The sequence below is a fragment of the Bradyrhizobium sp. Gha genome, from assembly GCF_900113735.1.
Lineage (GTDB): Bacteria > Pseudomonadota > Alphaproteobacteria > Rhizobiales > Xanthobacteraceae > Bradyrhizobium.
Genome location: NZ_FOQM01000064.1, coordinates 1 through 25,044, shown reverse-complemented (window position 1 = coordinate 25,044; position 25,044 = coordinate 1). Strand labels below are relative to the sequence as shown.

General features: G+C 61.1%; 26 protein-coding genes and 3 pseudogenes. 14 read left to right on the top strand and 15 right to left on the bottom strand.

All coding sequences use genetic code 11. The features are described from left to right. A pseudogene (locus BM222_RS38335) lies at window positions 1-396 on the bottom strand (IS91 family transposase); the annotation flags it as partial. Here BM222_RS38335 and BM222_RS42690 point away from each other — a divergent pair. Next, a pseudogene (locus tag BM222_RS42690) lies at window positions 388-827 on the top strand (transposase); the annotation flags it as partial. The pseudogenes BM222_RS38335 and BM222_RS42690 sit on opposite strands and share 9 nt — an antisense overlap. A 92-nt stretch (window positions 828-919) precedes the next feature. Here the strand turns inward: BM222_RS42690 and BM222_RS38325 are convergent. After that, window positions 920-2,512, bottom strand: a complete 1,593-nt coding sequence (locus BM222_RS38325; protein WP_177243729.1) for a winged helix-turn-helix domain-containing tetratricopeptide repeat protein — start codon at window positions 2,510-2,512, stop codon at window positions 920-922. An 83-nt stretch (window positions 2,513-2,595) separates the two neighbouring features. Here BM222_RS38325 and BM222_RS38320 point away from each other — a divergent pair, with 83 nt between their 5' ends. Beyond that, complete coding sequence (locus tag BM222_RS38320; RefSeq protein WP_349509905.1) at window positions 2,596-3,696, top strand: methyltransferase; 1,101 nt, start codon at window positions 2,596-2,598, stop codon at window positions 3,694-3,696. Window positions 3,697-3,832: 136 nt separating this feature from the next. Here BM222_RS38320 and BM222_RS38315 read toward each other — a convergent pair whose 3' ends face one another. From BM222_RS38315 to BM222_RS40710, 3 genes are all read right to left on the bottom strand, one after another. Continuing rightward, window positions 3,833-4,300, bottom strand: a complete 468-nt coding sequence (locus BM222_RS38315; protein WP_244547423.1) for an ATP-dependent DNA ligase — start codon at window positions 4,298-4,300, stop codon at window positions 3,833-3,835. A gap of 201 nt (window positions 4,301-4,501) precedes the next feature. Then, a complete protein-coding gene (locus BM222_RS38305) occupies window positions 4,502-4,855 on the bottom strand; it encodes a hypothetical protein (protein ID WP_092239805.1) in 354 nt (117 codons plus the stop codon). Window positions 4,856-5,253: 398 nt separating this feature from the next. Continuing rightward, the gene (locus tag BM222_RS40710; protein WP_143106191.1) at window positions 5,254-5,541 is read right to left on the bottom strand and encodes a hypothetical protein; all 288 of its coding nucleotides are present in this window, start codon (window positions 5,539-5,541) and stop codon (window positions 5,254-5,256) included. A 547-nt stretch (window positions 5,542-6,088) separates the two neighbouring features. Here BM222_RS40710 and BM222_RS38300 point away from each other — a divergent pair. Next, window positions 6,089-6,268, top strand: a complete 180-nt coding sequence (locus tag BM222_RS38300; RefSeq protein ID WP_092239800.1) for a hypothetical protein — start codon at window positions 6,089-6,091, stop codon at window positions 6,266-6,268. 241 nt (window positions 6,269-6,509) lie between these two features. On the opposite strand, the gene BM222_RS41635 is transcribed toward BM222_RS38300, so the two are convergent. After that, entirely contained in the window at window positions 6,510-6,683 is a 174-nt protein-coding gene (locus BM222_RS41635) for a hypothetical protein (RefSeq protein ID WP_177243727.1), read from the bottom strand. Between the two features lie 2,072 nt (window positions 6,684-8,755). On the opposite strand from BM222_RS41635, the gene BM222_RS38275 reads away from it, so the two are divergent. The 6 genes from BM222_RS38275 (at window position 8,756) to BM222_RS42675 (ending at window position 12,193) form a co-directional block, all read left to right on the top strand. Next, a complete protein-coding gene (locus BM222_RS38275) occupies window positions 8,756-8,971 on the top strand; it encodes a DUF6894 family protein (protein WP_092239797.1) in 216 nt (71 codons plus the stop codon). Window positions 8,972-9,061: 90 nt separating this feature from the next. Then, window positions 9,062-9,196, top strand: coding sequence for a hypothetical protein (locus tag BM222_RS42950; protein ID WP_283810298.1), 135 nt, complete (start codon window positions 9,062-9,064; stop codon window positions 9,194-9,196). 621 nt (window positions 9,197-9,817) lie between these two features. Further along, window positions 9,818-9,985, top strand: coding sequence for a hypothetical protein (locus BM222_RS41630; RefSeq protein WP_177243726.1), 168 nt, complete (start codon window positions 9,818-9,820; stop codon window positions 9,983-9,985). A gap of 367 nt (window positions 9,986-10,352) precedes the next feature. Then, window positions 10,353-10,751: a hypothetical protein gene (locus BM222_RS38265; protein WP_349509904.1), complete on the top strand. Its 399-nt coding sequence runs from the start codon at window positions 10,353-10,355 to the stop codon at window positions 10,749-10,751. Beyond that, window positions 10,732-11,307 (top strand): hypothetical protein, encoded by a 576-nt coding sequence (locus BM222_RS42680; RefSeq protein WP_143106190.1) that lies wholly within the window; start codon window positions 10,732-10,734, stop codon window positions 11,305-11,307. The genes BM222_RS38265 and BM222_RS42680 overlap by 20 nt, the downstream gene beginning before the upstream one ends. A gap of 64 nt (window positions 11,308-11,371) precedes the next feature. Further along, window positions 11,372-12,193 carry a methyl-accepting chemotaxis protein gene (locus tag BM222_RS42675; RefSeq protein WP_143106189.1) on the top strand — a complete coding sequence of 274 codons (822 nt, stop codon included), beginning with the start codon at window positions 11,372-11,374 and terminating at the stop codon, window positions 12,191-12,193. Here the strand turns inward: BM222_RS42675 and BM222_RS38255 are convergent. Beyond that, entirely contained in the window at window positions 12,142-12,747 is a 606-nt protein-coding gene (locus BM222_RS38255; RefSeq protein WP_092239795.1) for a cyclase family protein, read from the bottom strand. The two genes, BM222_RS42675 and BM222_RS38255, sit on opposite strands and share 52 nt — an antisense overlap. 385 nt (window positions 12,748-13,132) lie before the next feature. On the opposite strand from BM222_RS38255, the gene BM222_RS38250 reads away from it, so the two are divergent. After that, window positions 13,133-14,824 (top strand): methyl-accepting chemotaxis protein, encoded by a 1,692-nt coding sequence (locus BM222_RS38250; protein ID WP_092239794.1) that lies wholly within the window; start codon window positions 13,133-13,135, stop codon window positions 14,822-14,824. Window positions 14,825-15,028: 204 nt separating this feature from the next. Beyond that, the gene (locus BM222_RS38245) at window positions 15,029-15,412 is read left to right on the top strand and encodes a PilZ domain-containing protein (protein WP_092239793.1); all 384 of its coding nucleotides are present in this window, start codon (window positions 15,029-15,031) and stop codon (window positions 15,410-15,412) included. Window positions 15,413-15,551: 139 nt separating this feature from the next. Here the strand turns inward: BM222_RS38245 and BM222_RS38235 are convergent. Together BM222_RS38235 and BM222_RS42670 are read right to left on the bottom strand one after the other, a co-directional pair. Then, a pseudogene (locus BM222_RS38235) lies at window positions 15,552-17,236 on the bottom strand (DNA polymerase/3'-5' exonuclease PolX). Next, window positions 17,223-17,474: a hypothetical protein gene (locus tag BM222_RS42670; protein ID WP_244547422.1), complete on the bottom strand. Its 252-nt coding sequence runs from the start codon at window positions 17,472-17,474 to the stop codon at window positions 17,223-17,225. The pseudogene BM222_RS38235 and the gene BM222_RS42670 overlap by 14 nt, the downstream one beginning before the upstream one ends. An 850-nt stretch (window positions 17,475-18,324) precedes the next feature. Here BM222_RS42670 and BM222_RS42665 point away from each other — a divergent pair. Further along, complete coding sequence (locus BM222_RS42665; protein WP_092239792.1) at window positions 18,325-18,615, top strand: hypothetical protein; 291 nt, start codon at window positions 18,325-18,327, stop codon at window positions 18,613-18,615. A 184-nt stretch (window positions 18,616-18,799) separates the two neighbouring features. Here the strand turns inward: BM222_RS42665 and BM222_RS38215 are convergent, their stop codons facing one another. From BM222_RS38215 to BM222_RS38205, 3 genes are read right to left on the bottom strand one after another with little or no spacing between them, the layout of a single operon-like run. Beyond that, complete coding sequence (locus BM222_RS38215) at window positions 18,800-19,114, bottom strand: hypothetical protein (protein WP_092239791.1); 315 nt, start codon at window positions 19,112-19,114, stop codon at window positions 18,800-18,802. A 23-nt stretch (window positions 19,115-19,137) separates the two neighbouring features. After that, on the bottom strand, window positions 19,138-20,289 hold the full coding sequence (locus BM222_RS38210; RefSeq protein ID WP_244547421.1) for a YihY/virulence factor BrkB family protein: 1,152 nt from the start codon (window positions 20,287-20,289) through the stop codon (window positions 19,138-19,140). Between the two features lie 48 nt (window positions 20,290-20,337). Then, on the bottom strand, window positions 20,338-21,510 hold the full coding sequence (locus BM222_RS38205) for a sensor histidine kinase (RefSeq protein WP_092239789.1): 1,173 nt from the start codon (window positions 21,508-21,510) through the stop codon (window positions 20,338-20,340). Window positions 21,511-21,728: 218 nt separating this feature from the next. Here BM222_RS38205 and BM222_RS38200 point away from each other — a divergent pair, with 218 nt between their 5' ends. Further along, window positions 21,729-22,304: a phosphatase PAP2 family protein gene (locus BM222_RS38200; protein WP_092239788.1), complete on the top strand. Its 576-nt coding sequence runs from the start codon at window positions 21,729-21,731 to the stop codon at window positions 22,302-22,304. Continuing rightward, window positions 22,291-22,896: a cupin domain-containing protein gene (locus BM222_RS38195; RefSeq protein WP_092239787.1), complete on the top strand. Its 606-nt coding sequence runs from the start codon at window positions 22,291-22,293 to the stop codon at window positions 22,894-22,896. The genes BM222_RS38200 and BM222_RS38195 overlap by 14 nt, the downstream gene beginning before the upstream one ends. Before the next feature lie 210 nt (window positions 22,897-23,106). Here the strand turns inward: BM222_RS38195 and BM222_RS38190 are convergent, their stop codons facing one another. From BM222_RS38190 to BM222_RS38180, 3 genes are all read right to left on the bottom strand, one after another. After that, complete coding sequence (locus BM222_RS38190; protein WP_092239786.1) at window positions 23,107-23,460, bottom strand: response regulator transcription factor; 354 nt, start codon at window positions 23,458-23,460, stop codon at window positions 23,107-23,109. A 180-nt stretch (window positions 23,461-23,640) separates the two neighbouring features. Then, entirely contained in the window at window positions 23,641-23,874 is a 234-nt protein-coding gene (locus BM222_RS38185; protein WP_092239785.1) for a hypothetical protein, read from the bottom strand. 583 nt (window positions 23,875-24,457) lie between these two features. Continuing rightward, on the bottom strand, window positions 24,458-25,044 hold a 587-nt coding region (locus BM222_RS38180), incomplete at its 5' end, for an IS91 family transposase (protein ID WP_177243515.1).

The following is a 25,044-nucleotide window of genomic DNA, read 5'->3' as shown; positions in this document are numbered from 1 at the left end:
CGGACGCTTGGCATAAACGACCCATTCCGTCTTGCGCGACGCTGCCAGCAACGCGGCGAATGATTGTGCTCCGGCGAGATGAGCGTCGTTACCGAAGAAGCTCAGGCGCCCGGCCTGGTGGAGGGCGGTGAGGCGCTCCAGGAACAGGCGCCGGAACAGGCGTGAGAGCACGCGCACCGGCAGGAAGAACCCCGGCCGGCAGGACACCCAGCGCTGGCCATCGGGCGAGATGCCACCGCCCGGCACGATCATGTGCACATGCGGGTGGTGGGTCATGGCCGAGCCCCAGGTATGCAGCACGGACGTGATGCCGATCCTGGCGCCCAGATGCTTCGGGTCTGCGGCGATCGTCAGCATCGTCTCGGCCGAGACCTTGAACAGCAGATCTTCGACAAGCCGGACTTCATCTATTTGCCTGAGGAAGACGCCTATCGTTGTCCGGCCGGGGAGCGATTGCCTTATCGCTATACAAACGAAGAAGCCGACAAGATGCTGCGGCGCTACTGGAGCAAGGCTTGTAAGAACTGTTCGATCAAGGCCAAGTGCACGCAAGGATCAGAGCGACGGATCACGCGATGGGAGCACGAGGACTGCTCGACGCCGTGCAGCAGCGGCTCGATGCGAACCCGCTCGCTATGCGCCTTCGTCGCGAGACTGTCGAGCATCCGTTCGGTACAATGAAGGCACGCATGGGAGCGACGCACCTCCTGACTAAAACCCTTCCAAAGGTAGCCGCTGAGATGGCCCTCTCGGTTTTGGCCTATAACCTAACCCGAGTAATGAATATCCTTGGGATCAAGCCTCTGATTGCCGCGATCGTGACCTGAGGTCGTTTGGCTTCAAGGCTGACGGCCCTATAAGGCCGTTTTTACACGGCCAAGACCCAGAGCGGACCTGCCGACCGCGAGATATCAGCCTTCTAGCTTCGGCTGGACGGTCGGGCCACATTCGATGTTTCAGCAACGCCCGCTTTGCGAAGCCCGTCGACCAAACGATCGAGACAACTTGCGTCGAAGACGACGTAGTCCCGCAGCACCTGAGCAATTGAAAAATCTGGCCGGTGTTTTCGCGTCTCGCAAATCTCCTGCTTTGCGCCCGCATCATCGCCAAGATGGCCAAGTGCGGACGTAATGATCATATGCGGCGCCCAGGTATCGAATGACTGGATGGACTCACGGGCGAGTTCAACCGCTTTAGCATCATTGCCTAGATAGAGATAGCCGACGGCGAGGACGTTGAGGTACTGGCGCGCGCTCGGCGCGAATGGACTCAAACGGAGCGCCCATTCGGCCTGTCGAATACCTTCGTCGCAGCGGCCAGATTGGATCAGGAGCCGGCCAAGGATCGCATAGGCGTGCGCGAAGCTTGGATTGAGTGCGATCGCTCGCTTCGCCGCATCGATCGCGGACTCTGGTTGGCGACTGAAAGTCAGGCCCCAAGCCAACGCCAGATGCGATAAAGCGTCCCGGTCGTCGAGCATGACCGCACGGCGGGCACGGTCGAGAATATCTTTCGGGTCGTGCGTCGCGTAGCAGAAGAAAAGATCCTGTGCCTGACTCCACGCAATCGCCGCATGAGCCGGTGCAAAACAGGGGTCGAGCGCGAGCGAACGCTCGAGCAGCCGTCGCGCCTCGGCATTGCCGTCCCGCGTACGCTGCGAGATCAACGCCATACCGCGATGGAACACCTCCCAAGCGCCCAAGTTTTCGGGGGGCGTGGCCTTGGTTCGCTCGTATTCGGCGCGGCCCAGTTCCGGTTCGATCTGCCCGGCGAGTTCCCGGGCGATCTCGTCCTGGATGGCAAATACATCGTCGAGCCTGCGATCGAACCGCTCCGCCCAGACGTGATTGCCAGTACCCCCGTCCAGGAGTTGGGCAGAAATCCGGACGCGTCCGGCATCCCGACGGACGCTGCCTTCGACCACATAGCGTACGCCAAGCTTCGCCGCGATCTCGCGTACATCGGGAAGCTCGCGCTTGTATCGGAGCGTCGCATTGCGTGCGATCACGAAAAATTGCCGGATGCGGCTGAGCGCCGTGGTGAGGTCTTCCGTGATCCCGTCGACGAAGAAGTCGTGTTCGGTGTCGCCCGACATGTTGGTGAATGGCAAGACCGCGATCGACGGACGATCCACAAGCGTCACTGTTGTGGCTGAGGGTTCGGGCGACTTCTCGATAGGCAAGGAAGAACTCGCGACCGCCTGACGCTTCTCTATCTCGCCCACGAACCGAACGCCCTTTCGCGCGATGGTGCGGATTAGTCGTTGCTGGTCGCCATCATCGCCGATCGCACGGCGCGCCGCGTTGATACGACTGATCAACGTCGATTCGGACACGATGCGGCCGTTCCAGATGGCGTCCAATAGGTCGTCCTTGGTGACCACTCGGTCGCGGTTCTCGATCAAATAGACCAGGAGGTCGAAAACCTGGGGCTGCACCGGCACAGGGCTTTCGCCGCGCCGAAGCTCGCGCCGGTCGGTATCCAACACACACTTCTCGAAATAGAGGCGCACCCTATCGGCTCCAGCGGGCGGCTCCCGCCGCAGTCGGCATGTCAATGGAAAGAGCATGAAAAATCAATACGGCCCCAAGGCCAATGTCGCGCTCCGAAACTAATCTGGCTGCATTCCGTACCCCTTCGGGAGAACCCGCCATGAACGAGCAAATTCAGTCGAAAGACCTCAACACGACGGTATCGGCCACGCCGGACGCCATCATGCAGCTTGGTTTCGCCTTTTGGGGCTCAAAGGCGCTGCTGAGCGCAGTCGAACTTGGGCTGTTCACTTTGCTCGCCGACGGGCCGCTCAGCGCGGACGCTTTGACGACTCGGCTGGAGCTTCATCCGCGCAGCGTCCGCGACTTCCTCGACGCGCTGGTCGCGCTCGGACAGCTCGAACGCAACGATGGCTTCTACTCCAACACGCCGGCCGGCGCCCAGTTTCTCGATCGACGCAAACCAACCTATGTCGGCGGAATACTCGAAATGGCGAACGCGCGGCTCTATCCATTCTGGGGTGCGCTGACCGAGGCTTTGCGTACCGGTGAGCCGCAAAACGAGGTAAAGCAGGGCCGCGACCTTTTCGACGAAATATACCGCAACCCAGCGATCCTTTCAGAATTCCTCAAGGCTATGACGGGATTGAGCCTTGGCGCCGCGCACGCCATCGCAGAGAAATTTCCTTGGGCTGACTACAAAAGCTTCGCCGACATCGGCACCGCACAGGGTGGCCTTGCGGCCGAGCTTGCTCGGGCACATCCCCATCTCAATGGCATCGGCTTCGATCTGCCGGTGGTGAGGCCGCATTTCGACGCCTACGCGGCGCAGCAGGGTCTCTCGGCGCGCCTTTCGTTCCACGCTGGTGACTTCTTTGCGCAGGCGATGCCGTCGGCGGATGTGTTGATCATGGGGCATATCTTGCACGATTGGAGCCTCGAGAAGAAACGGACGCTGATCCGCAAAGCATACGAGGCGCTGCCGTTCGGCGGGGTGCTGATCGTCTACGATCCGATCATCGACGAAGAGCGTCGGCGCAATGCCTTTGGATTGCTGATGAGCCTGAACATGCTGATTGAGACCCGCGAGGGCTTCGATTTTACGGCCGCGGAGTGCATAAATTGGTTCAAGGAAGCAGGCTTCGCAGAGATGCGCGTCGAACCGCTAGTCGGCCCAGACTCGATGGTGATTGGCGTCAAGTGAGGAGGATTTCGACTTGTGCTGGAACTGCTCACGGCAGCTATTGGCCCATCGCTGCCGTCTCCCGCGGCAGAGGACATGTCGGCTGTCAGCGGTAGACCGGACCTGCCTAAAATGGCGAGGTTGGTCTTGCGCATCGTCAGCGGCACCTGGCGCAGATCCTCGCCGCCGAGCGCGATGATGTCGAAGGCGTAGAGCGCACCTCTGCGTCGTGCCAGCGCGAGTGCAGCGCGTCGAAGTCGGACACGCCATCGACGCCCAGCACGACGGCTTCGCCGTCGATCATCAATTGCTGCTCGCGGTTCTTCAGCGTGGACTCGGCGATCCAGGGAAAGCGGCTGGTCCAGTTATGGCCGCCCCTGGTGATCAGGCGCGCATCGCGGCCGCTGCCCTCAACGCGCAGGCGATAACCATCATATTGATTTCGTGGATACAGTCGGGGCCATCGGGCACGACGTTCCGGGCCGTGGGCCTGCAAAACTCGGGCATGGCCGGCATTTATGCACGATCGAAAGAGAGTCGAGTCCGGAAGAAAGGAACAGCAGGAAACAAACGGCGTTCTTTCGCCGACAACCAAGGAGCGTCTTGCCGTGTCGGTCGTTTTCATCGAGCCTCGTCCCAAAGGAAGGAAAGAGGGCGAACCAATCGAGGACTTCGTCGTCGAGACCAATTCCAATCAGCCGATCGCGACCTTTCCGACGCAAGAGGCTGCGATAAAATGGGCCAAGGAACATGCCCATCAGCCGCATGTGGCTCGGGTCCGACACCTCAACGACAAGAACAAACCGAATGGCGGCAGGTATGACCCCTAGAAATCACGCAGGGGCAGCAGAAGCTGCACGCCGATCGGCCTTCCTGTGAAGCGCTCGATGAACTCCCGCACCGGCTCGGTGACCTCAAATCCCTCGGCGACGCGCTGCTCCAGCTCCTGTGCCACGTCCTCAGAGGCGTCTCGCGACCAACCCTCCAGTGGATTGAGTGCAACGACGCGAATTGGGTGGGAGTACTGGCCGCTCAGGAGGTCGCTGATCAGGGTTCGGAAGTCGGTGCTGTCCTCGTCGGTCTCCCGCCACGCAGGTCCGGTGCTGAAGTCCTCCAGCACGAAGTGCATGTCGCGGTCCAGACGATCGGCTGCCGGGATGATCGAGGGGGATTTACGCATACGCAACTCCGGACTGACCGAGTCCAAGGTAGGTTGCCTTCGATCCAATTGCGAATCGATTCACCTGGTTTATTGCGGACGCCCTCAGGCTCGCTACAAGCTGCCGAGACCTACCTCCCGCTGGGTGACTGGCGGCCCCGGCGCCTCGTTCAGCCCCCAAGCCAATAGGTCGGGGTCGCTATTTTTTCCAGCAGATCTTCGCTTCCGTTGAACCGGATGTAAGTTCGCTCTGGTCCATTTAGTTCGAGACTCGGGATCATTACAAGAAAAGGCCCCAGCCGGGGGGCTTCCCGCCAGGGCTGTCAGTTTTCCGGCACGACCATTTGGATAGAAGTGCCAGCCGCCTCAAGATTGAACAGCGCGAGTGCGGGCACGGTATGGCGACATTTTGCGGAAAGCTAATCCAGCTTGTGGCGGCGCTGGCCTGTTCCGACCGCAGTAGTTTGAAACCCTTTGAAAAATCCGGTTTTGGAACAAATCGTTTTTAAGCTAATTACGTCGTCCGTCGAAACAGCCGCCGCCCCATCATGTGCAACAAGTGCCGCGAGCTTAGAGAGAAAATCGCCCGCTTTAAGTGAATTGATGCGCGATTTCCTGACGAGCAAATGTCTGCAGGAATCGCTGCCGCTTTGGCCGAGCACGAGGCCCAGCTTGCCGCCCTGCACCCCGAGCAAGCGACGAGCCATCCAAGCTCGGTGTCCGTCCAAGGACACCGTAGTTCTCCACCCGAGCACTAGCGGAACTCGCTTTTTCAACCTGCGTTAAGTTCTCGGCAGCTCAGCCGAGAGCCGAGTCATGCAGCCAGACGACCGGGAATGGCTACGCGATTACATCAAGGCCCGTTTGGAGCGGCGCCGCATCAACGAGGAAATGACCCGGGAGATATTGCTGCGCTCGCGGGAATCATCGCTAGATCGGAGGACCTGCTAAAGCTGACCGGATCAATTTCCCGGGCCCGGAACCGCGCGACGAGTGAGGCAGCTCAGTTAGCGGCCTCTATGACCCGCCGGTTGGCCGGCTGCCATACAAAAAGGCCCCAGCTTCACCAAAGGGGGATGAGTGAGCTGGGGCACAAGTCACCTTCTGACCCAGGATCACGAACCTAGGCTACCGGGAGAACTTGGCAAATTCCCTGTCGTTCCGCCATCCCGACGAGCGGATGGCCAGCCCTTTGGAATCCGCTTTTCAGCCGTTTGGCCGGTGGTATAATTGTTTGAGTGAGGAACAACTGCCATGGACTACCGCGCTTACATCCTCGATGAGGACGGGCGCATTACCGGCGTGCACGAGCTGGATTGCGCCAACGACGAAGAGGCGAAAGAGGAGGCGGCCCAATTACTCGACGGGCACGACCTTGATGTCTGGCGACGAGAGCGACACGTCGCGCGATTGAAGCGTCATACGCGACAGTAAGGCTGAGCTTTGACGTAGCTCAAGGAAGCCACGGCGCACCAGCATTCCTTGTCACAGGCAGAGGAACCCGAGCGGGGCGCGCGCCATGCGACCTTGGATGCTGCACACGCTGACTTGGACACTGAGTGCCATAGCTCTCGCCGTCATCTTTTCGATGGCGATGGAGTGAGGCCGCCTCAGTTGGCGGCCTTCCATCTGGGGACTAATAGCGCCAGCGATGGAGTGGCGGCCTTTCGCTGCCTTAGCCAGGCGGAAGATAACCACCCTTCGGCAGCTGCTTCACCGTTTCAAGATTCTTATCGATCGACGCAAATAGCTTATCGAACGTACCCGCTGGAACAGTGAGGGTCGGAGAACCTCCCGAAATCGCTTCCAGCTCGGCGGCTGACAGTTCTCGATCGCTAGTTGTCTTCATCTGCGTTCTCCCTGTTCTGTGTGGCTTGATTGCCATCGGATGCAAATGTACGAGCTGCCAGCGATGGACGCTGTGACGCGCGTCACGTTGCCACCGTATTCCAATTAGGCTTATTCCAATTGAAGTCCGGTCGAGCGTCGGCACCGCGGCTGCAGCAGCGGACATTGGGAAATTTACGGGTGTCTACCGCGATCGGATGGCAAGCCGCTGATTGCCTCGTTCGAAATCGGGGCGCACATCGGCACCGCGGCTGCCACAACCTTGGCAAACAAAGCGCGGCTCTAGATCAGACAGCCGCATTGCATCCGGCCAGCAATCAGCGTTCAGGGCGACGTGATGCCCGCAGTGGCAATAGACAAGGGACGCCGCGGAGACCCCAACCGACGCATTTCGCCGAAGGTGATCTTGAGCGGCCGGCCGTCGGCATGCGTAGGGGGTGTGGCGTCGAGTTCTTGGCATTCCGCCATCTCGGCCTTACTTTTTCTCGGGCGATGTATCCTCTCTCGCGAGTTGCGCAGCGAGAGCCCTTAGGATGCGCTGCTCTGCTACCGGCAACTTTCCATTGCATAGGGCCTTAGCGACGGCCTCAATCTGCTCGCCGATGCGACTGCGGATGGCGGCCTTCCGATCCTGCTGATCCATTCGCCCGTACCTCCGAATTTGGCGTCGCCAAATCCTGACTGTCCTAATGGGCCTCTTCGGGTACGAACGGCCCCGGGCATCTCCGGGGCTGGAGAGCCGAGACGCACCGAGACTGCCCGACGCACCAGAATAAATGCGGCACGCCGGTTGATATCCTCCGGCTCGGGATTCGCTTCCACCGTGCAAAAATATACAGTGTCCTAAATTTAATGAGACGCTGGCTATCTCATTTCGACGGTTCATCGGGCGTAGTCTCACGCACGAGCCGTGCAACCCTGCGGGGGCCGTCCCACAGCTCAACAGCTGGATGTGTCTGTAAGAGTTTCTCGGCTCGAGCTTGGGCGTCTTCTTCCGTTCGGCAATCGATCTCGTAAACTGCACGAGCAACGCCGGATAAATCGACAGCGTAAGCAACGTATCGCATTGCACTGCCCCACGTCAGGAAAGCTGCGAGTAAGATTCTTGATCGCGCTTACGGTTCCTGTGGCCGGAGCAGCATCTCGACGCCCTGCGTTATGGCCGACGCTTGCCCCGGCGCGTTGGCCGAGCGACAGAACGCGTTCCCCGCTGCGTAACAAGGTCGTCCGTCAGCTTCTGCTGTAGCTCTTCGGCCTGTTCCTTTGTCAACCTTTCTGCGAAGTAACCATCTTTTCCCAACTGCGCTGGTCTCTCGAGTTCTCGATCGTAGACCATCCAGTCAACGCTTCCCTTCCGAACGATAAACCTAGGGCCCGGCGGCGGTGTGTTGTTGGCCAACGTTAGCCTCCCACTTGGTTGGGCCGCTGATTTCAAATTTGCACACCAGGCGGCCGTTTATTCTTGAACTGGGACACCGAAAGTCTCAGCACCGTCCAACCTGCAACCTCTATGCCGGTCGGCACCTCGGCGCGTTTCAGCGTGCTCAAATCTGAGCGCTGGTAGCGCGCCTCGAAGTGGCTCAAATTTCGGAGCATCGCCCGTACCCGAATCTCGGAAGGGCAAGACCGTCTGGCTTTATGAATGCCAGTGCGGCGAACGCATTGAAGTAGGAACCGCCCGCCGAAGGGTCTATTGTCACTCTATCACGGACCGAGGCTCTGCCCGTAGGCGCCGGTGGCTGAGAGACCGAGAGCACTCCCGCCTACATAGGAAATGGAGCTCGGCCAGGGCGGACCACCTTCAATCAGCTCATCGAGGAATGCAGCTTCGACATTTGGAGCAAGCCAAGCGGCACATCACCCAAGGCGAACGACACATTGCAGAGCAAGAGGAACTGATCGAGGATATTGCCAAGACCGGGCACGATCTAGCCGAAGCGAAAAAGCTTCTGGAGGAACTTCTACTCGTGTCAGATTCTGCACGTTCAGCACCGGGACCGCATCCTCAAAGAGCTGGACCAGTAAGGCCGCCTTAAGCGCTCGATCAATTGGCAGCCCAAAGAGGGCTGGCCAATGGCGCGGTACTATTTCGACCTGGTCGACCAAGGCGGACTTGTTGTTGACGAGGAAGGCTTGGCGTTTTCGGACATGGAAGGCGTTGAGCAGGAGGCAACCCGCGCGATGGCCGATGCCGCCAAGGAAAGCTTGCAACGTCCGTTCAAGCCCGGCGAAGCTGCACTTGAAGTTCGCGACGACTCCGGTCTAGTCCTGCGGTTCGGTTCACAGTAGAGATCGAACGCCTCGGGAAGCAGTAGGACGGTGGTGCCGTTCATTTGATTTACCGCAAAGTTCCTCTCGCGCGCCCGAGAGGCTTTCGCTATGCCCGGCCACGACAAGCAGCGCAAAGATAAGGGAGCCAAGCCGTCTCGGCTGCACCAGGAACGGCGCATCATCGAGGAGTACGCCGCCGAGCTCCGCGAAATCATTGAGAAGCTGCGTCGCAAGATGAACTAAGGCCAGCGGCTATGAAGAGTTGAGCACGTTGCGCGCGAGTGCCGCATCCACAACGCGAGATCTTGCCGGCGACGTCGCCTAGGGCAGTTCAGCTCTTGGACGATGGACATCCAACCGCACCCCGCGCTAGGGCAATCTTCTTTCGTCGTAGCTCGTCCGCAAGCCTGAGCGGCCGCTTAACACGGGAACTTCGAAGCTAAACCTGCGCGCAGGGTTGGGGCTCGATTAAGAGTTTTGCTGGCCGGCGAAGGCACGGTGTCCAACGCAACCGACCGACCATTTTGCGGGTCGCCGAGGCTACGACCTCAGCTTGGCGATTGAAAGAAGGCACGGCTGCAATATGGACGCCTAATCGCCTGCCTGCTTAGCGGCAGAGGGGCAAGCCAGCAGGTGACATCGGCTGGACGCGCCGTCCGCATTGAAATCGAACAGAACCCCTCCAGTGTCAGTGCGAGCCCCGAGCGTCCGTTTCGTTCGGCAGAACGGCGCCACATCCCGTTTTTATTCGACACGCGAAAAAATTACGCAGTGAGTAAGGACTCGTTAATTGTTTGACGAGAAGGATTAAACAATTTTAGATTGATTTGTGCAATGCATTCCCCGCGTTTGGTGGAGACCACAATGTCAAACGTGTTGAATTTTACGAAGCCAGGCCTTGGATCCAAACAATCAGGTCCCAGTCGCGATCCGGCGCTCTCGCGGCCGGATCGCCAGCCAATCCCGCAGATCGAAGTCTTGCGCATGAATGCAACGCTGGAAATTGCCGGCGCCATTAGCTTGCTGGAGTAAAGCTAGAAGGAGATCTGAGGCTGATCGAGCAAATGCTTGAACTCGCCAAGTCCAAAGCGTCCACCATTTAGAATTCCTGTTTTCCTTCCAATTTGGAAGACCGGCCTCAGGCGAAGGGACTGGAGCAGGGCGATAGCCAGCTAGGACTGCACGATGTCATGTGCCTCAAGGTCCTCAAAGCGATCACGGGGCGCCCTGAGGTTACTCCCTTCATAGGCTCGCGCCGCTGGACCGCGAGCGCCCGCCGGCTCGGGATGTCCGACGAGACGCACTGGCGCGACATCTTAGCGCAATGTTTTCGAGCACCGAACGGTTCTTCAACCTATAGCTTTACTCTCGGTTAGCATGGTCGCGATAGGCTTCCCGAATGGGATCAGGGCAAAACATCCAAGACACGCGCTGGCCTGCTTGGCTGAATGCGGCCGCGCTACTCATCGCGAGTTGGGGTGTCATTGCAGCACTATCGCTCCGCGCGCGCCCCGGCGCTGAACTGGTCGCCGCGGGTTTTCCGCCTTGGTGGGGAGCCCAGCGGGCGTTTCTGGCTGCGGCGTCCGCCAACGCAGCCATTGTCCGGACGACTGCCATTCCAGCCCTGCTGCTGGTACGGCCCGACGACCGCGATGGCCTCTCCCGGCTCCGCAACGCCGGTGCCTGGTTGACCCTAGATCCGCAGGCGATCGCCGCCTGCATTAAAGCAGATGATTTGAAAGCGGACGATTTGAAAGCAAACCGTTTGGAGATTGCAAATGACCTTCGAAGGCGATGAACTGGAATGCTTGCGCCAGTCCACCAGCAAGATGCTGCTCGCGGTGCTCTGGCTGCATGTGCCGATTGCTTTCATCATTGCTCTGACGCTCGGCGCCGATTGGCTTGTGCCAGTATCCTTCCTGGTCGCGATGGCACTGGCTGCGACCTTGTCGTGGCGAATGAGCGGGAATGGGCCTTCAACCCGCTTGGTCTTTGCCGTCGCCTTGATGGCCGGCGTGTCAATGTTTGTCTTCCAATTCGCGGGACATCTTTGGCAGGTCGACATGCACATGTACTTCTTTGCAGCGCTCGCGATCCTGGTCGCCTATTGCGATTATCGGCCCATTGTCGCCGGCACAGCGGCGGTCGCGCTGCATCACCTGACGCTTAATCTCATTCTCCCGGCGGCAGTCTATCCCGGCGGCGCCGATCTTGGTCATTCTCCATGCCACAATCCTGCTAATCGAGGCCGGCGTCTTAATCTGGCTGGCGCAGACACTTTCGAATCTCTTCGCGACGGCGGCAGAGAAAACGGCGGAGGCCAAGGCTGCAAGCGCGGCCGAAGCGCGTGCTAATGCGGATCGGATCCGGAATGAGCAAGCTAAGCGCGACCGGGATGCGGCACGACGCGAACTCTCCATGGGCTTTGAGCGCAAGATCAGTGACGTCGTCGAAGCGGTTGCCGTAGCGGCGAGCCAGATGCAGGAGCTGTCGGCATCAATGAACGACGGTAACGCGGAAACCACGCGGCAGACCGTAGCCGCTGCGGCAGCTTCGACGCAGGCGTCGACAAACGTTGAAACTGTCGCATCTGCCACCTCAGAGCTTACTGCTTCCATCAATAACATCGCGGAACAGGTAGCGCGCTCCGCCGGGATCGCCGCCGGGGCGGCCGAGCAAGCGCGGCGCACCAATGCCGTCTTCGAAGGCCTTGCTGCCGGTACCCAGAAGATCGGTGAAGTAGTGACGCTCATCCACAACATTGCCAGTCAGACTAATCTGCTGGCCTTGAATGCGACGATCGAGGCCGCGCGCGCCGGCGAGCATGGCCGTGGATTTGCGGTCGTCGCGAGCGAGGTAAAGGCTCTGGCCAACCAGACGGCGATGGCGACCGAAGAAATCGCGGCGCAGATCCAGGACATCCAAACTGCCACCGGCGAGGCCGTGAACGCGATTGAGATTTTTGGTGGCACGATCGTTCAGATTAGTCAGATCTCCGGCGAGATCGCAGCCGCGGTCGATCAGCAGAGTGCCGCAACGCGCGAAATTGCTGCTAACCTGCAGCAGGCCTCTGACCGCACCAAAGATGTGAATAGGAGTATCGTCAACATCAATGGCGCCTCCGAGGAGGCCAGCACTGCTGCCGGGCGATTGCTTGATGCAGCGAAAGCGCTGTCGTCACAATCGGATCAGCTCAAGGTCGAAGTTGACAGTTTTCTGGGCTCGCTACAGGCAGCGTGAGGGGTGTTGTGACAGATCTTCGAGAGCGCGGCACTGCGACTTCCGCAGTATAATTCTTCGAGCAGCTTGCCCCAGCCTGAATTCATCGCGACGCAGCAGCCGTCGGGCAGCGGCCCGTTCTTGGCCTCCCATGCTTTGACGTCGTCGGGCGTCACCGCGCTGTCGGGATTGTCCTGCGCGCGCTGCGAGATGTCGATGATCGTTAGCGGGACGACGAGATCGGCAATCGGCAACATGTCCACGCTGTGGCCGTCCGCCGAAAAATGGAGCGGCCCGTCCATATGCGTGCCGGTGTGCTCGATCACCATCCACCGATTGATGTTGAGCTTGTCCTTCGCGTAGGTCAGGAACGCGTCGAAGGTCGGAAAGCCTTCATAGAGCGGATGCGTCAGGTCAACGACGTCCGTGAAGCTGCGCGTCTCCCCGGCCTTGGCGGGCGTCCCCGTGAACAGCGGCGCGGAGAAGGCGGCCACGCTCACGCCGAATCCGGCCTTCAAAAGGCCGCGGCGCGTCGCTTTCTCGCAGATGTTGTGCAGGCATCCTGGCGGACACATGGGCATTCCTCCCTGATTGTTCGGCGCGCCTTTGGATGAGAGGTGGCGGCCGATCCGGCGGCGATGACCGCCGAATTCCTGGCTAAGGTGTGCACGGTGAAAGCTGCAGCTACAGTGGCGCAGCGAGCGCACGACAGAAATTTCTCGCTGTTCTCCGACAGGTACAATACGACCTCGCTCGGCGTGCCCTTCGGCATTTCGCGCAGTGGCCATCTACCCCACGCAAGTTGCGGCCGCAGGTAAGAATCGCTTAAAGGAATATCGATACAACTTGTGCTAGCATGGGGCCGTCGGCAATCGGCCTTAATCCGGGGAGCGAGACGGCCACCGTCAGATGCATTGCGACGGAGGGCGTTGTTAATGATGTCCTTTGGGGAGCCATGCCATGTTTTCCAACATTTCCATACGAACCAAGATTGCCGCCGTCGTCGTCGGCCTCTTGGTGGCCCTGATCGCCACCAGCGCGCTCGCAATCTGGAAGATGCAAGTGATCAACGCCGCAGTCGTTGACATCCAGACCAACTGGCTTCCGAGCGTTCGCGTGCTCGGCGACCTGCGAGCAACGACTATCACTTACCGCAACGCGGTGCGGCAGCACCTCTTGAACGACCGGGCAGAGGACAAGGCGGACTTTGACAAGCGGATCGAGCAGATCGTTGAAAGGATGGCGCAGAATACTGCGGACTACGAGAAGCTCATCTCCGCTCCGCAGGAACGTGCGCTGTATGATGAATGGCGCGGTCTCTGGAACGAGTACATGAAGGCCGCGCAGGAGGTGCTGCGTCTGTCGCGCGTCGCGGTTGGCCGTTTCCCCCAAGAGGCCAACGAGCTCAACAGCAAGACCGTCAATCCCGTCGGCCTGAAGGCCGACAAGGTCCTGACAAGTGCCATCGACCTGAACAACAAGGGCGCGGACGAGGCCGGAGCGGAGGCCGCGGCCGCCTACAAGCATACCTTCACTACTGTGGTGGCGATGGCGACGACCGCTGGCGTCCTCGGCGCCCTCGTCGCCTTCTTCTTGGTGAGAAGCGTCTCGCGAGGGATCGCCGCGATCGTGTCGCCGATGCAGGCGCTCAGTGCCGGTGATCTCTCGGCAGAGGTAACGCGTCAGGGCGAGCGCACCGAGATCGGGCAAATGGCCGATGCGTTGCAGGTGTTCAAGGAGGCGCTGATCGCCAAGAAGGCGGCAGAGGAAGCCAGGGCCGAGCAGGAGCGGCAGCAGGCCAAGCTCCAGCGGCGCGAAATGGATCGGCTTGCCGACGCATTCGAGACTGCGGTGGGCGAAATCGTTCAGACGGTCTCCTCAGCATCGAGTCAGCTTGAATCATCTGCAAGCGCGCTGAGGTCGACGGCCGAACGCACCCAGAACGTGGCGACCGGCGTCGCTGCGGCTTCCGACGAAGCGACGAGCAACGTCCAGTCGGTCGCGTCTGCCTCCGAAGAGTTGGCGGCTTCGGTGGGAGAAGTCGGCCGACAGGTGCAGGAGTCCTCGCGCATCGCAAGCGAGGCGGTCCGACAGGCCGGAATAACGAATGAACAGATCACGCGTTTGGCGCAGGCAGCCGCGCGAATTGGCGATGTCATCGATCTCATCAACAGCATTGCCGGCCAAACCAATCTCCTGGCGCTCAACGCCACGATCGAAGCAGCGCGTGCAGGCGATGCCGGTCGTGGCTTCGCCGTCGTGGCGAGCGAGGTCAAGGCGTTAGCCGAACAGACCGCCAAGGCCACTGAAGAGATCGGCCAGCAGGTCGGGAGCATGCAGGACGCCACGGGAAAATCTGTCGCGGCCATCGCGGATATTAGCGGCACAATTTCCAAAATGTCTGAAATCGCTACGGTGGTCGCGGCTGCGGTGGAGCAGCAGGGCGCGGCGACGCACGACATTGCTCGAAACATCCAGCAGGCGGCCCAAGGCACCGGCGAGGTCAGTTCCGGCGTCGCCGAGGTGCAACGCGGCGCAACCGAAACGGGCAGCGCGTCGGCTCAGCTCCTGTCATCCGCCGGGCTGTTGTCGCGCAATTCGACTAGACTCAGGGACGAGGTCGCGAATTTCCTGCGCACAGTTCGAGCGTGACGCGTTCCTGAGAAGCGTGGCGCAGTTGTTCGGCGCGCGACTTGCGCAGGTAGGTCATCCGATTGCTCATCGGAGAGTCCAAACTGAACGAAACGACCAGAAGAAGTTTGCTGGTTCAGTCAGCTAGGATCGATTTGCTCATTGCAGAGGCGCGCAGGGAGGCGGCGCATTCATTTGGAGTAGCGATTTGAAATCGGGGATTGGATCATGGAGAATAATCGAAAGGCGCACCGCATTCAGTTTGAACACAAGCACATTGTGAGCATCATGGGTGTCGATGGGACGTGGCGGCGAAGCTGCATTCTCCTCGACGTCTCTGCAAGCGGGGCCAAGCTTGAGGTCGAGGGCTCAACGGACCCCCTGAAGGCACAGGAATTCTTCCTGGTTCTGTCGTCCACTGGGCTGGCATTTCGGCGTTGTGAGCTGATTTGGGTGGATGGGTCTCACGTCGGAGTTCAATTCGTCACCGCAAAGACAAAGGTGAAGGCGAACCCCCCGGGAAACGTCTCGTCGGCTCACCATGAGCGTGGTCGAGCGCCGGGTATGAGGCGAGGCTGCCTTCGGGCCAGATATCTATGCCGAACGTAAGTCCGGCGTGCGCATCGCCTTCGATACCATGGCCTTCCACCAACAGGATGTCGCGCTGCGGCATCTTGCTGAACCGGTGTCGGCAATCTGCCGCCACAGCCACAACCGCTCCTTCGAGAACCAGACCCACCATCGTCCGTCAGGCCGCGCGTGCAAAGGCGCGCCGTCGCTGGCGTAGGTATCGCGTGATGTCCACGAGCGGCATGGCATTCAGCACCCGGTCCGCCGGCACGGCGCCTTTACGCGCCATCTCGACACCCCAATGCATGTGGTCGAGCTCAGCAATTGAGTGCGCGTCGGGATTGATGCTCATCATGCAGCCGAACTCAAGTGCCGCCTGATGCCAGCGCCAGTCCAGATCGAGCCGCCATGGATGAGCGTTGATCTCGACGGCGACGTCGTGCTTGGCGCAGGCGCGAAGCACTTTGTCGACGTCGATCTCGTACCCGGGCCGGCGCTGGAGTTGCCGGCCAGTCATATGGCCGATGATAGTGGTGTGGGGATCTGCGATGGCGCGGAGGGCAAGCGTTCCGTCTGGGCTTTCCTGTCCAGCTTGAAACGTCCATGGATGCTGGCGACCACGAAGTCGAAGCTTTCCAGGACGTCGTCAGAATAGTCGAGCGATCCGTCTGCCAGGATGTCGGATTCGATCCCTTTCAAGATCCGAAAATCTTTACCGAACTTCTTATTGAGCCGCTCGGCTTCCCGATGCTGCTCCTTGATCTCTTCCAGTGAAAGGCCTCCGGCGTAGTGCGCAGACTTCGAGTGATCGGCGGCGCCGAAATATTCGAAGCCGCGCTTCAGCGTGGCTTTTGCCATGGTCTCGAGGGTCTCAGTCCCGTCGGAGGCATCTGTATGGCAATGCAGGATCCCGCGCAGGTCCTGGTCGGTGACGAGGGCCGGCAGCTTTCCCTTCGAGGCACGCTCAATCTCGCCGCGTCCCTCGCGCAATTCGGGCTCGATGAAGGGAAGCCCGAGCGCATCGTAGATATCTTGTTCGTTAGCAGAGATCAGATGGCGGCCCTTCCGGAGGCCGTTGGTATCGAGCTTCATGCCCTTCCGTTCGGCGAGCATCTGGAGCTGCGCGATATGCTCGGCCGAACCCGTGGCGTGCAGCAGTGTTGCGCCAAAATGCTTCCGGTCTGTGAGATGTACCTTGAGCCCACCCGCATCGACCGCAGTCTGCCCTTCCTCCGTCGTCTGAGCTTCGGCGACAAGAGCGAGATCGGCGACGAGTTCGCACCCCCGCCGAAAATCTCCGGCGAAGGTCACGTGCTTCAGGTCGGGCCGGGCGTTCTGAAGCGATACCTTGCCGTGTTCGAGCAGGGCGGCGGCGCGGTGCAGATGAAATTGGCCTTCGCCGCTCTTCGCGATCGCGAGATTCTGCAGGATCTTGGTCTGCAGCGCCGCCCCCAATCCTTTGGCCTTCTTGATGCGATCCTGCCTGGCTGCGGTTTCCAACTCTGCAAGGGAAGATATCCCGAGATCTTTGTGCAGTCGAAGCACCTTGTCCGGCCGCAAGCCCGGGACACTCAATAGCTCGAGAACGCCCTCGGGAATTTCCTTGCGTAGCTTTTCCAAACTGGGATGGGTACCTGTGCGATGCAGCTTGGTGATGATGTCGGCGATAGCATCGCCCACGCCAGGAATTTCGGTCAGGCGATCCTCCTCGATCAAGACGTGGAGCGTGACCGCGAGCGCAGCGAGACTGTCCGCAGCCCGGGAATACGCCTTGGCGCGATACGGATTACCCCCGCGCAACGCAGTGCGCTGCCCATATTCTCGTAAGAGCTTGGCCACGGTTCGTGAATCAGCGGCGGCCACTCAGTCCGTCTCCGTTCTCGCCCAGTTTTCTTGAAAGTCCTTCTTGCAAACCGTCGCGGGACACGACGCGCCCTCCGGATCGCCCGCCGTCCGACTGCTCCTTGCCCCGGAGGCCATCATCGAGCGACATCTCGAGCTTCTTCGCCGCACGGAAGTCGTCCAAATGATGCAGGTTCGGCGCGTACGCGGCCTCCTTCGTAAGCAGGTGGTAGATCCGTCCAACAACGGTCTGCAGCATCTTCATCCTTCCGCGAGGCATCGCCCGAGCCTTGCACAGGGCCCGGACAGCGTAAGCGCGGAAGTAATCAACAGCGTCTGACATTGGTGGATTCAACGTCCGACCCCAGAATTGGTTCTTACCTGCCCGCTCCAGGAACACCGCCGAACAACAGATGTTGAGAGGCATGACCGCGAGAGTTCTCTACGAAAGCGCGAGTGGTGATGTTTGGCGGCTGGTCCGGCATCCGGAATCGGGCGTCCCAATGGTGCAGCACGAGCCGAATGTCAGCTCTGGCGGACGAACCTCACGGACCGAGATCGGACAATTCCTTCGTGCTGGCGCAAACGGGCCCGAACACCAGGCCCTGCTCCAATTGATCGGTACGCTTGTTGGCGACTAACAAGGGGCAACGCGGCAGCCCTTATCGAACACCGGCGCCATGGGTGCTTTGGCGTGCAACATCATGGCGTGCTGAAACATGTTCTTCTTCTCGAACCGCCTGGGCTGTCTCGGCTCGCTGCTGATCTCGGCCTTCGTCACCGTTGTGTTGCTTTTCCTCTTCGGGTTACTCCGGTTCTAAGCGACAAGTTGTGCGATGCACCGCCATTGACCGCTTGACGGAGGGGTGGGCGAGGGTCGATTGGCTCTCCGAGCGACGAAGATCTGAGGGCAGAGTGCCAGTTTCCTGCCAAATTTTACCTAAGGGGCGTCAGCGCACGGCTTGTCCGAAGACCGCGCACGGATCCCAGAAGGACGCTGACGACCAGATGGTCCAGTGCAAAGAAGAACGATCTAGCCGCTCATGCTAGGAACGAGCGAGGCAAGACGACGTTCGAGGTGAAGGTAGCCGCAATACCGCCCTTTCACCATGAGGTCCATTGCGAGCGCGCTGGTCTTTGCTCTGGCGCTTTCGGCTCCCGCCGCATTTGCTCAGACGACGAAGCCGGACGTCTCCGGCGCTCCGAGCGCGCAGAATTCGGGTGCCGGCATAGCCGGCCAGCCAGGCAACAAGAATGGTCCAGCCGCCAAGCCGGGAGAGACCGTTGGCACAAGCTCCAGCCAACAGAATCCAACCGTCCAGCAGCAGGACACCTCTAACATCAAAGGTCTGCCGGGTAACAAGAGCGGTCCGCCTGCCAAGCAGCCCGATCGGCAGTAACGGTAAAACCCCCAGCGAACTTCCTCGCCATCCGGACGATCTCGCCCGCGGATTTTTGCGGGTTGACAGGGTTGTGAGTCCCTTAGGCTGATCAGCCTTCAGGGAAGCCACTGCGGGCTCGCGCAGGATGCCGTCGATCGCCGGACAACCGACAAACCTGCGGTTGCTGGGCATTCCAAAGGGCTCAGAACGAGATGATTTCCTGAGCACGGATGACGATCTCCTCCTGCACCAGTTCTTTTTCGAGCCGGTTGCGCACGGCCCCCCAAAACTCTGGCGCGAGCCTCGCAGCCATCACCTCGACCACCGCGACGTCGTCGCACTCGGTCTTGCCGTCGCTGCGCCAGAGGCCTTGACCGGGTGAGCGGACGAAGCTCGTCGCGCCACCGAACTTGTCAGTCAATTCCTTGAGGAAACCGTCGAACCATTCCTTGGAGACAGGCTCGCCCTCTCCGGTCTCCTTAGGCACGAGGATTTGCACGAGATAGGAGCGGTTCATTAGCGACTCGCAAGGTGCCGAGTTCAGGATCGCGCTGGGCCCACGGTGTCAGCCATCTTGGCCCCCCTGACACCGAGAGGCTTGGGCCTTCCGGTGGTCGTATCGCGGGCTGTCTGATGCTCCATCTCCGCGTTGAGCTCCGCCCCCAGCAGGATGACGATGGCCGAGATCCACAGCCAAGTCATGAAGCCGATGACGGCTCCCAAGGATCCGTAGGTCTGGTTGAAGGTGCCGAAATTGGCGGCGTAGAACGAGAACAGTCCGGAAGCCGCAAGCCATAGGATCGTCGCGGCCGCGCTGCCCCAGGTGATCCACGTCCACCGCGGCGCCTCGCGACTGGGGCCGAAGCGGTAGATGCAGGAGAGCGCGAGTGCCAGCGCGACGAAAAGGGCCGGCCAGCGCCCGATTCGGATCAGCAGGTCGGCGGCGTTCGACAACCCCACGTACTGTAGCACCACGGGAACGACGACGACGCCACCCAGCGCCGCGAGAACGAAGACGATGCCGCCGACTGTAAATCCTAGCGAGATCGCGTTCAGCTTGAGGAACCCTCGCTTCTCCTGCTCTCCGTAGACGATGTTCAACGTGTCGAACAGCGACTTCATCGCGGCGTTCGCGCTCCACAGCGAGATCAAAAGGCCGGTCGCGAACGCGAAGCCGAGGGTTCGGTTGCCCTTCGTCGCTACGCGCGTGAGCTGATCGCGAGCGACGTCGACGGCTCCGCCCGGGATGAAGCCGGCGACGTCGTCGAGGTGCTTGGCGATCGTGTTCGGATCCGCGAACAGGCCGTAGATGGCGACCAGCGCCGCGATCGCGGAAAAGATCGCGAGCAGGCTGTAGTACGTCATGCCGGCGGCAAGCGCGAGGATGCGGTGGGCGCCGATGTTACCGTACACGCGCCAGAGAATGTCCTTCCATCCTCGTGCGGGAATGTCGGAGGGCGAGGTCGCCCGGCGTCCGCGATCTCCGTCTTCGGTGGCCATTTCCTCAGGCGAGGCGTCGCGCTCGGCCTCCCTGTTTTCGGGGAACTTGTCACCCTTTCCGGGCCGGTCATCATGGTCGGACGGGCTAATGCGGTCGAACAGGAACGCTACCGCGACGAGACCTAGCGCCCCAGCCAAGCTCCATACGATTCCCTCATTCCGCGGCGCTGCCGTCATTTCCGTGCGAGCCATGAAAGTCCTCCGCGACATCAATAGCGCGGAGGAGGTTTGGTTTCTGGCTCAGACGCGCAGCGCCTGCAGCGGTAGCTCGATGCGGACGCGGAGCCCGTCGGATCGCCAGTCGCGCTCGATCTTGCCGCCGATCCGTTCGATGGTCGTCTCGACCAGCCTTGTGCCGAAGCCGGTGGTCTCAGGCACGACGACCTCGCACGCGCCGCTCTCGGTCCACTCCATTCGGACATGATCCCCTTCCACGGACCAGGCGACGGTGATGGAGCCGCCTTCGTGGCTCAGGGCGCCGTACTTGGAGGCATTGGTAGCCAGCTCGTGGAAGATCAGTGCGAGGTGGTTCACCGCCTGCTCGCCCAGCGACAGAGGCGGGCCCTCCAGCACCGACGCCGCTCGCTCGTGCGGACGAAGGACTCGTTCGAGGAGATCGGAGAAGCTCGCGACGGCGGCGACATTGGCGCCGAAGGACCGGCGGATTAGCGCGTTGGCCTCCGCGAGCGCGTGAAGTCGTCCAGACAGTGTCTCGGCGAATTCTTCCTTGGTCTGCGCGTTGCGGGCGGTCATGCGGACCATGCTGTCGGCAACGCTGAAGAGGTTCTTGATGCGGTGGCTCATCTCGCGCATCAGGGTCTCTTGCTGCTGCAAGGCAAGCTTCAACCGCTGTTCGGTCTGAACCGATCGCAGCGCCATGCCGGCGAAGGCCGATAGTTCGGCCATCACCCGCGCGTGCTCCTTGTTGAAGTGTCCGGCGACCGCCGCCACGAGCCATAGCGTGCCGATGGCGTCGGCTTCCTTTGCAGTAAGGGGAACGAGCAGGACTTCCGGCACCGAGATGCCAGCCTCGCGGATCCAGTCGTAGGCTCGCTCCGGACATTCCATGAGGATGGGCTCGGCGAGATCGAGGCAGACGCCGCATGGGCTGAAATTCCGCGGGGTCGTCGCGCCTTCGAAGGTGGCGAGCTCGCCGGCGAGCGCATGCCAGCGGAATTGGCCGGCGTCGGGCTCGAAGATGCTGATGCCGGCGGAATGGGCGCCGCAGATCTCCATGCCGAGCTTGACCAGGCGCGGCAGCACCTCGTCCGGACGGTCCGACATCACCTCGGCGAGGTTCTGGATCGCGAGCTTCTCGCGCAGGAAATCCGGGGCAGCCGCCTGACGGTCGGCGAGCTGGTCGGTGATGAACACCTTGGCGATCGGTTCTGGAAGCTCGATCTGAGGCCGCATGACGTGAGACCCGGAAAGCTCGACAGAGCTATCCTGCCACTGCGGGGGAGTTTGTTCCAGCACGTTCCGCGAGAGAAGGATGCATCTTTTGGGCAAAGTGCGCTGCAGTAAACGCCCCGCGGCGCCCGATGGCGTCATCGACCGTGGCGACTTGGGATAGGTCCGGATCGCAGGCCACGGACCGGAGTTATGGAATCCAAAGCTGGATGAGCGGACAGATGGCCCTTGTGAAGGTGAAGCCCACTGATGCCGACGTGCGGATCGCACGTACGGTCGCGCGCAAGACGAACCATCGGGCGGAGGTGGTCGCACGCGGACTGACGTGGGGAGCCGACGAGAAGATCCTCCTTGCTTTGGCCGCAGCGGGTTGGATTGCGACGCGCGCGCGGGGCGAGCCGTTGCGCCGCGCCGGCAATCACGCGCTGCTGGTGGCGGCGACCGCATCGGTGTTGCCGCATCTCTTGAAGTCGGTGTTTGACCAGACGCGACCGGACCGAAAGACAGTGCTCGGGCACCTCAACGGCGTCTCGTTCTCCGGTAAGCGCCAGGACGCGTTTCCATCCGGACACGCACTGCACATGGGGGCGCTGGCCTCGGCGGCCGGTCCGCTGCCGGCGGGGCCCCGCCGGGCGATCCGCGCCTTGGCGGTCGGCCTTTGTCTCACCCGCATCGTCGTGCTGGCTCACTGGGCGAGCGATGTCGTAGCAGGCTTCGCCGTCGGCGCGCTTCTCGAGCGAACGCTGCGCCTGTTGACCGGCTATCCAGCTCAGGAGGAAGATCATGCCGATACTTGAGAACATCAAGGAATACGCCGAACGCGCGACCGGTCTGCGCCGCCCAGGCAAGCGGGAGGCGTCGGAACTGACGCGTCCGAGAAAGCCGCACGCCGTTCGCTTCAAGGATGACGGTCTGGTGCCCAACCATCCGCGCTGGCCGCTGGTCCTATATCGAGGCGCCGTCAGGCTTGACGGACGGCATGACCCGGCGGCCGTGCTCGAAGATCTGTTCGAGGCGAACGGCTGGAGCGATAGCTGGCGCGACGGCATCTACGACTACGTGCACTACCACTCTCGCATCCATGAGGTGCTTGGCATCGCCCGCGGCAAGGGGCGCGTTCGGTTCGGAGGGGCCAAGGGCCGGATCTTCAAGCTGAAGGCCGGCGACGTCGCAATCCTACCCGCCGGCACCGGTCATCAGTGCTTGTCCGCAGACAAGGATTTTCTCGTGGTCGGCGCCTATCCGACCGCCGGGACATACGACGAGTGCACGACTGTGGAGGATCGTTCGCGAGCGCTGAAGACCATTCCGAAGGTACCGGTGCCGCGAAAGGATCCGGCCTTCGGCGCCGAGGGGCCGCTACGCAAGCTGTGGAAGAAGCCGAGATGAGGAGGCCTTGGGTCGGGACCTACTGGTCGGGGGGAGTCGACTTCGGAGGCGAGTCCAGCCGACCCCCCCGGCGACCGCCTGTCGTCTGGGAATCGGCCGGCCACCGAGACTAGAAGGAAGGCGCCGGATCGCAAAATGGGCCGTGTAGTCGCCCGCCGGATCTTCGCTGGGGATAGGCGCCTCGACGATGCGGAACCAACGGCGCCATCGTCAGCGCTTCCGTCCCGTCATTTCACGGATGGCGGCTACTACCTGGTCCGGATGGTATGGCTTCTGTAGCACGAGGCTCCCGGCAACCGGCCTTGGGGTCACCGGGGAGAAGCCTGTTGCGTAGATGACGGGAAGGCGCGGGTCATGCTCGCGGCACTGCTCGGCGATCTGCCAGCCGTCGATCTTGCCCGGCAGCTTGACGTCCGTAACGAGGACCTCGGCTACCTTGCGTTTGCACCAGGCGAGCGCCTCCTCGCCGTCCGCCGCATGGATGACCTGATGTCCTTCCTCACGCAAAGCGTCGACTACGAATTCACGGATGAGAGGGTCGTCCTCGACGACGAGAATACGCACTGCGGTAACCCTGAACGACTTGATCTACGAAATGAATTCCAAACTGCCGAAGGTTTGCTCCGTTCCGAGAGCCGCATCCGTAAATCCACTTCTAGGAGCGGAGGTACCCAGCGTTAACGCTGGAGCTGAAATAGGACTGAAATTCCTGCGTGGTCCCCGGCCACAGAGGAGAAGGACCCGCTAGGCCAAACCAGCGTCGATCTGGGCGATCATATCAACGATCAGTCCGCGATGCTCCCTCAGCGTCGCCAAAGTATCCTCGAAATCCTGCAGCTGCTTCTTGGCTTCTGTCGTGTCGTGGCCGTCCGCCTTAAGCTTGTCGACCACCAGGAGTTGCTTGGTCAGGGCCAGCTCGGCCTTCGCGATATGCCCATCGGCCTCGTTAAGACGGCGCACTTCCGCGTTTCTGTCCATTTTCGTCCACCACCGAAATCCGCTTATGATGCTCTTGGGGGTAAGCCGACCGGTGCGGCTCCGGTTCCGACAAGCTTTCAGTCCCGTTCCGCAACGCAGGATGGATCGATACAAGATTAGTGCGCAGCGATGGTACGAAGCACTCGGTATTTAAGCGGGTCAGGGTTCAACAGGGCCGAATGAAACCGAACGAAAGAAGTCGCCGCTGAGACGCCTTAGAGGACTGCTTGATGTCCACTCCTGTGAAGGGTTTCGGATGCCGGCCGCATGAAGGACGGCGCGGCACATTCGGGCGGCCGGCGTCCGAAAGCCTCCAAGGGAGGAAACCGCGCATGGCGGGCGGGATGGTGCGGCTGGCGCTATGGGGATTTGAGCGTTGCTGACGAACTGGCGGATCGCGTGCGAACCGGTGCGGCGCGCCTCGCGTGGGTGGCGCATGCGCTTAATGAGCGATGGTTGGCATCGAGCTCGAATAGTTGTCTGTGCACTGGCGACGACAGAAGGATGGTGGGTCGCGTTCCGCCGTGGCCGGTCGATGAGCGGCGGACACGACGAGCAGCTTTGCAGAACGGCGGTTGCGCGGTCATGAGGTGTCGATCCTGATGGCGCGGGTTGGCGCGGTCTGTTGATGGCTGGGCGTTGCGCCTCGCTCAAAGACCTCGATGACGATCATGCGACCGCCGCAGTATGGACAGGGTGGCTTGTCGGTGTCGCTGACGGTCTCGGTCGGCTCATTCTCACGATCGCTGACGGCGAGCAGTTCGCGCGCGCGTGCGACGTTGTCAGCGCAGACGCCCCGCGCCAGCAAGCCGTAGTGGCGGATGCGGTGCAAGCCCTTTGGCAACACGTGGATGAGGAAGCGGCGGATGAACTCGAAGGTGGCGAGCGTCATCCGCTTGTGACGGTCGCGGCCATCGACCCGATAATCCTTCCATCTGAAGGTGACGCCTTGCTGGTCGAGGGCGATCAGGCGGCTGTTGGCGATGGCGACGCGGTGTGTATAGCGCGACAGATAGGCCAGCACGGCCTGTGGCCCGCCGAACGGACGCTTGGCATAAACGACCCATTCCGTCTTGCGCGACGCTGCCAGCAACGCGGCGAATGATTGTGCTCCGGCGAGATGAGCGTCGTTACCGAAGAAGCTCAGGCGCCCGGCCTGGTGGAGGGCGG

What these genes read in the sequence shown, in the direction of transcription:
- BM222_RS38255 (WP_092239795.1), bottom strand. Translation starts at nt 12,747, where the DNA reads ATGTGTCCGCCAGGATGCCTGCACAACATCTGCGAGAAAGCGACGCGC.
- BM222_RS42670 (WP_244547422.1), bottom strand. Translation starts at nt 17,474, where the DNA reads ATGCTGCAGACCGTTGTTGGACGGATCTACCACCTGCTTACGAAGGAG.
- BM222_RS38250 (WP_092239794.1), top strand. Translation starts at nt 13,133, where the DNA reads ATGTTTTCCAACATTTCCATACGAACCAAGATTGCCGCCGTCGTCGTC.
- BM222_RS42950 (WP_283810298.1), top strand. Translation starts at nt 9,062, where the DNA reads ATGCCCGGCCACGACAAGCAGCGCAAAGATAAGGGAGCCAAGCCGTCT.
- BM222_RS42680 (WP_143106190.1), top strand. Translation starts at nt 10,732, where the DNA reads ATGACCTTCGAAGGCGATGAACTGGAATGCTTGCGCCAGTCCACCAGC.
- BM222_RS42675 (WP_143106189.1), top strand. Translation starts at nt 11,372, where the DNA reads ATGGGCTTTGAGCGCAAGATCAGTGACGTCGTCGAAGCGGTTGCCGTA.
- BM222_RS38315 (WP_244547423.1), bottom strand. Translation starts at nt 4,300, where the DNA reads ATGAAAACGACCGACACGGCAAGACGCTCCTTGGTTGTCGGCGAAAGA.
- BM222_RS41635 (WP_177243727.1), bottom strand. Translation starts at nt 6,683, where the DNA reads ATGAAGACAACTAGCGATCGAGAACTGTCAGCCGCCGAGCTGGAAGCG.
- BM222_RS38195 (WP_092239787.1), top strand. Translation starts at nt 22,291, where the DNA reads ATGCCGATACTTGAGAACATCAAGGAATACGCCGAACGCGCGACCGGT.
- BM222_RS38185 (WP_092239785.1), bottom strand. Translation starts at nt 23,874, where the DNA reads ATGGACAGAAACGCGGAAGTGCGCCGTCTTAACGAGGCCGATGGGCAT.
- BM222_RS41630 (WP_177243726.1), top strand. Translation starts at nt 9,818, where the DNA reads ATGTCAAACGTGTTGAATTTTACGAAGCCAGGCCTTGGATCCAAACAA.
- BM222_RS38305 (WP_092239805.1), bottom strand. Translation starts at nt 4,855, where the DNA reads ATGCGTAAATCCCCCTCGATCATCCCGGCAGCCGATCGTCTGGACCGC.
- BM222_RS38210 (WP_244547421.1), bottom strand. Translation starts at nt 20,289, where the DNA reads ATGGCTCGCACGGAAATGACGGCAGCGCCGCGGAATGAGGGAATCGTA.
- BM222_RS38320 (WP_349509905.1), top strand. Translation starts at nt 2,596, where the DNA reads ATGTCGCGCTCCGAAACTAATCTGGCTGCATTCCGTACCCCTTCGGGA.
- BM222_RS38300 (WP_092239800.1), top strand. Translation starts at nt 6,089, where the DNA reads ATGGACTACCGCGCTTACATCCTCGATGAGGACGGGCGCATTACCGGC.
- BM222_RS40710 (WP_143106191.1), bottom strand. Translation starts at nt 5,541, where the DNA reads ATGGCTCGTCGCTTGCTCGGGGTGCAGGGCGGCAAGCTGGGCCTCGTG.
- BM222_RS38265 (WP_349509904.1), top strand. Translation starts at nt 10,353, where the DNA reads ATGGGATCAGGGCAAAACATCCAAGACACGCGCTGGCCTGCTTGGCTG.
- BM222_RS42665 (WP_092239792.1), top strand. Translation starts at nt 18,325, where the DNA reads ATGAGGTCCATTGCGAGCGCGCTGGTCTTTGCTCTGGCGCTTTCGGCT.
- BM222_RS38215 (WP_092239791.1), bottom strand. Translation starts at nt 19,114, where the DNA reads ATGAACCGCTCCTATCTCGTGCAAATCCTCGTGCCTAAGGAGACCGGA.
- BM222_RS38275 (WP_092239797.1), top strand. Translation starts at nt 8,756, where the DNA reads ATGGCGCGGTACTATTTCGACCTGGTCGACCAAGGCGGACTTGTTGTT.
- BM222_RS38200 (WP_092239788.1), top strand. Translation starts at nt 21,729, where the DNA reads ATGGCCCTTGTGAAGGTGAAGCCCACTGATGCCGACGTGCGGATCGCA.
- BM222_RS38205 (WP_092239789.1), bottom strand. Translation starts at nt 21,510, where the DNA reads ATGCGGCCTCAGATCGAGCTTCCAGAACCGATCGCCAAGGTGTTCATC.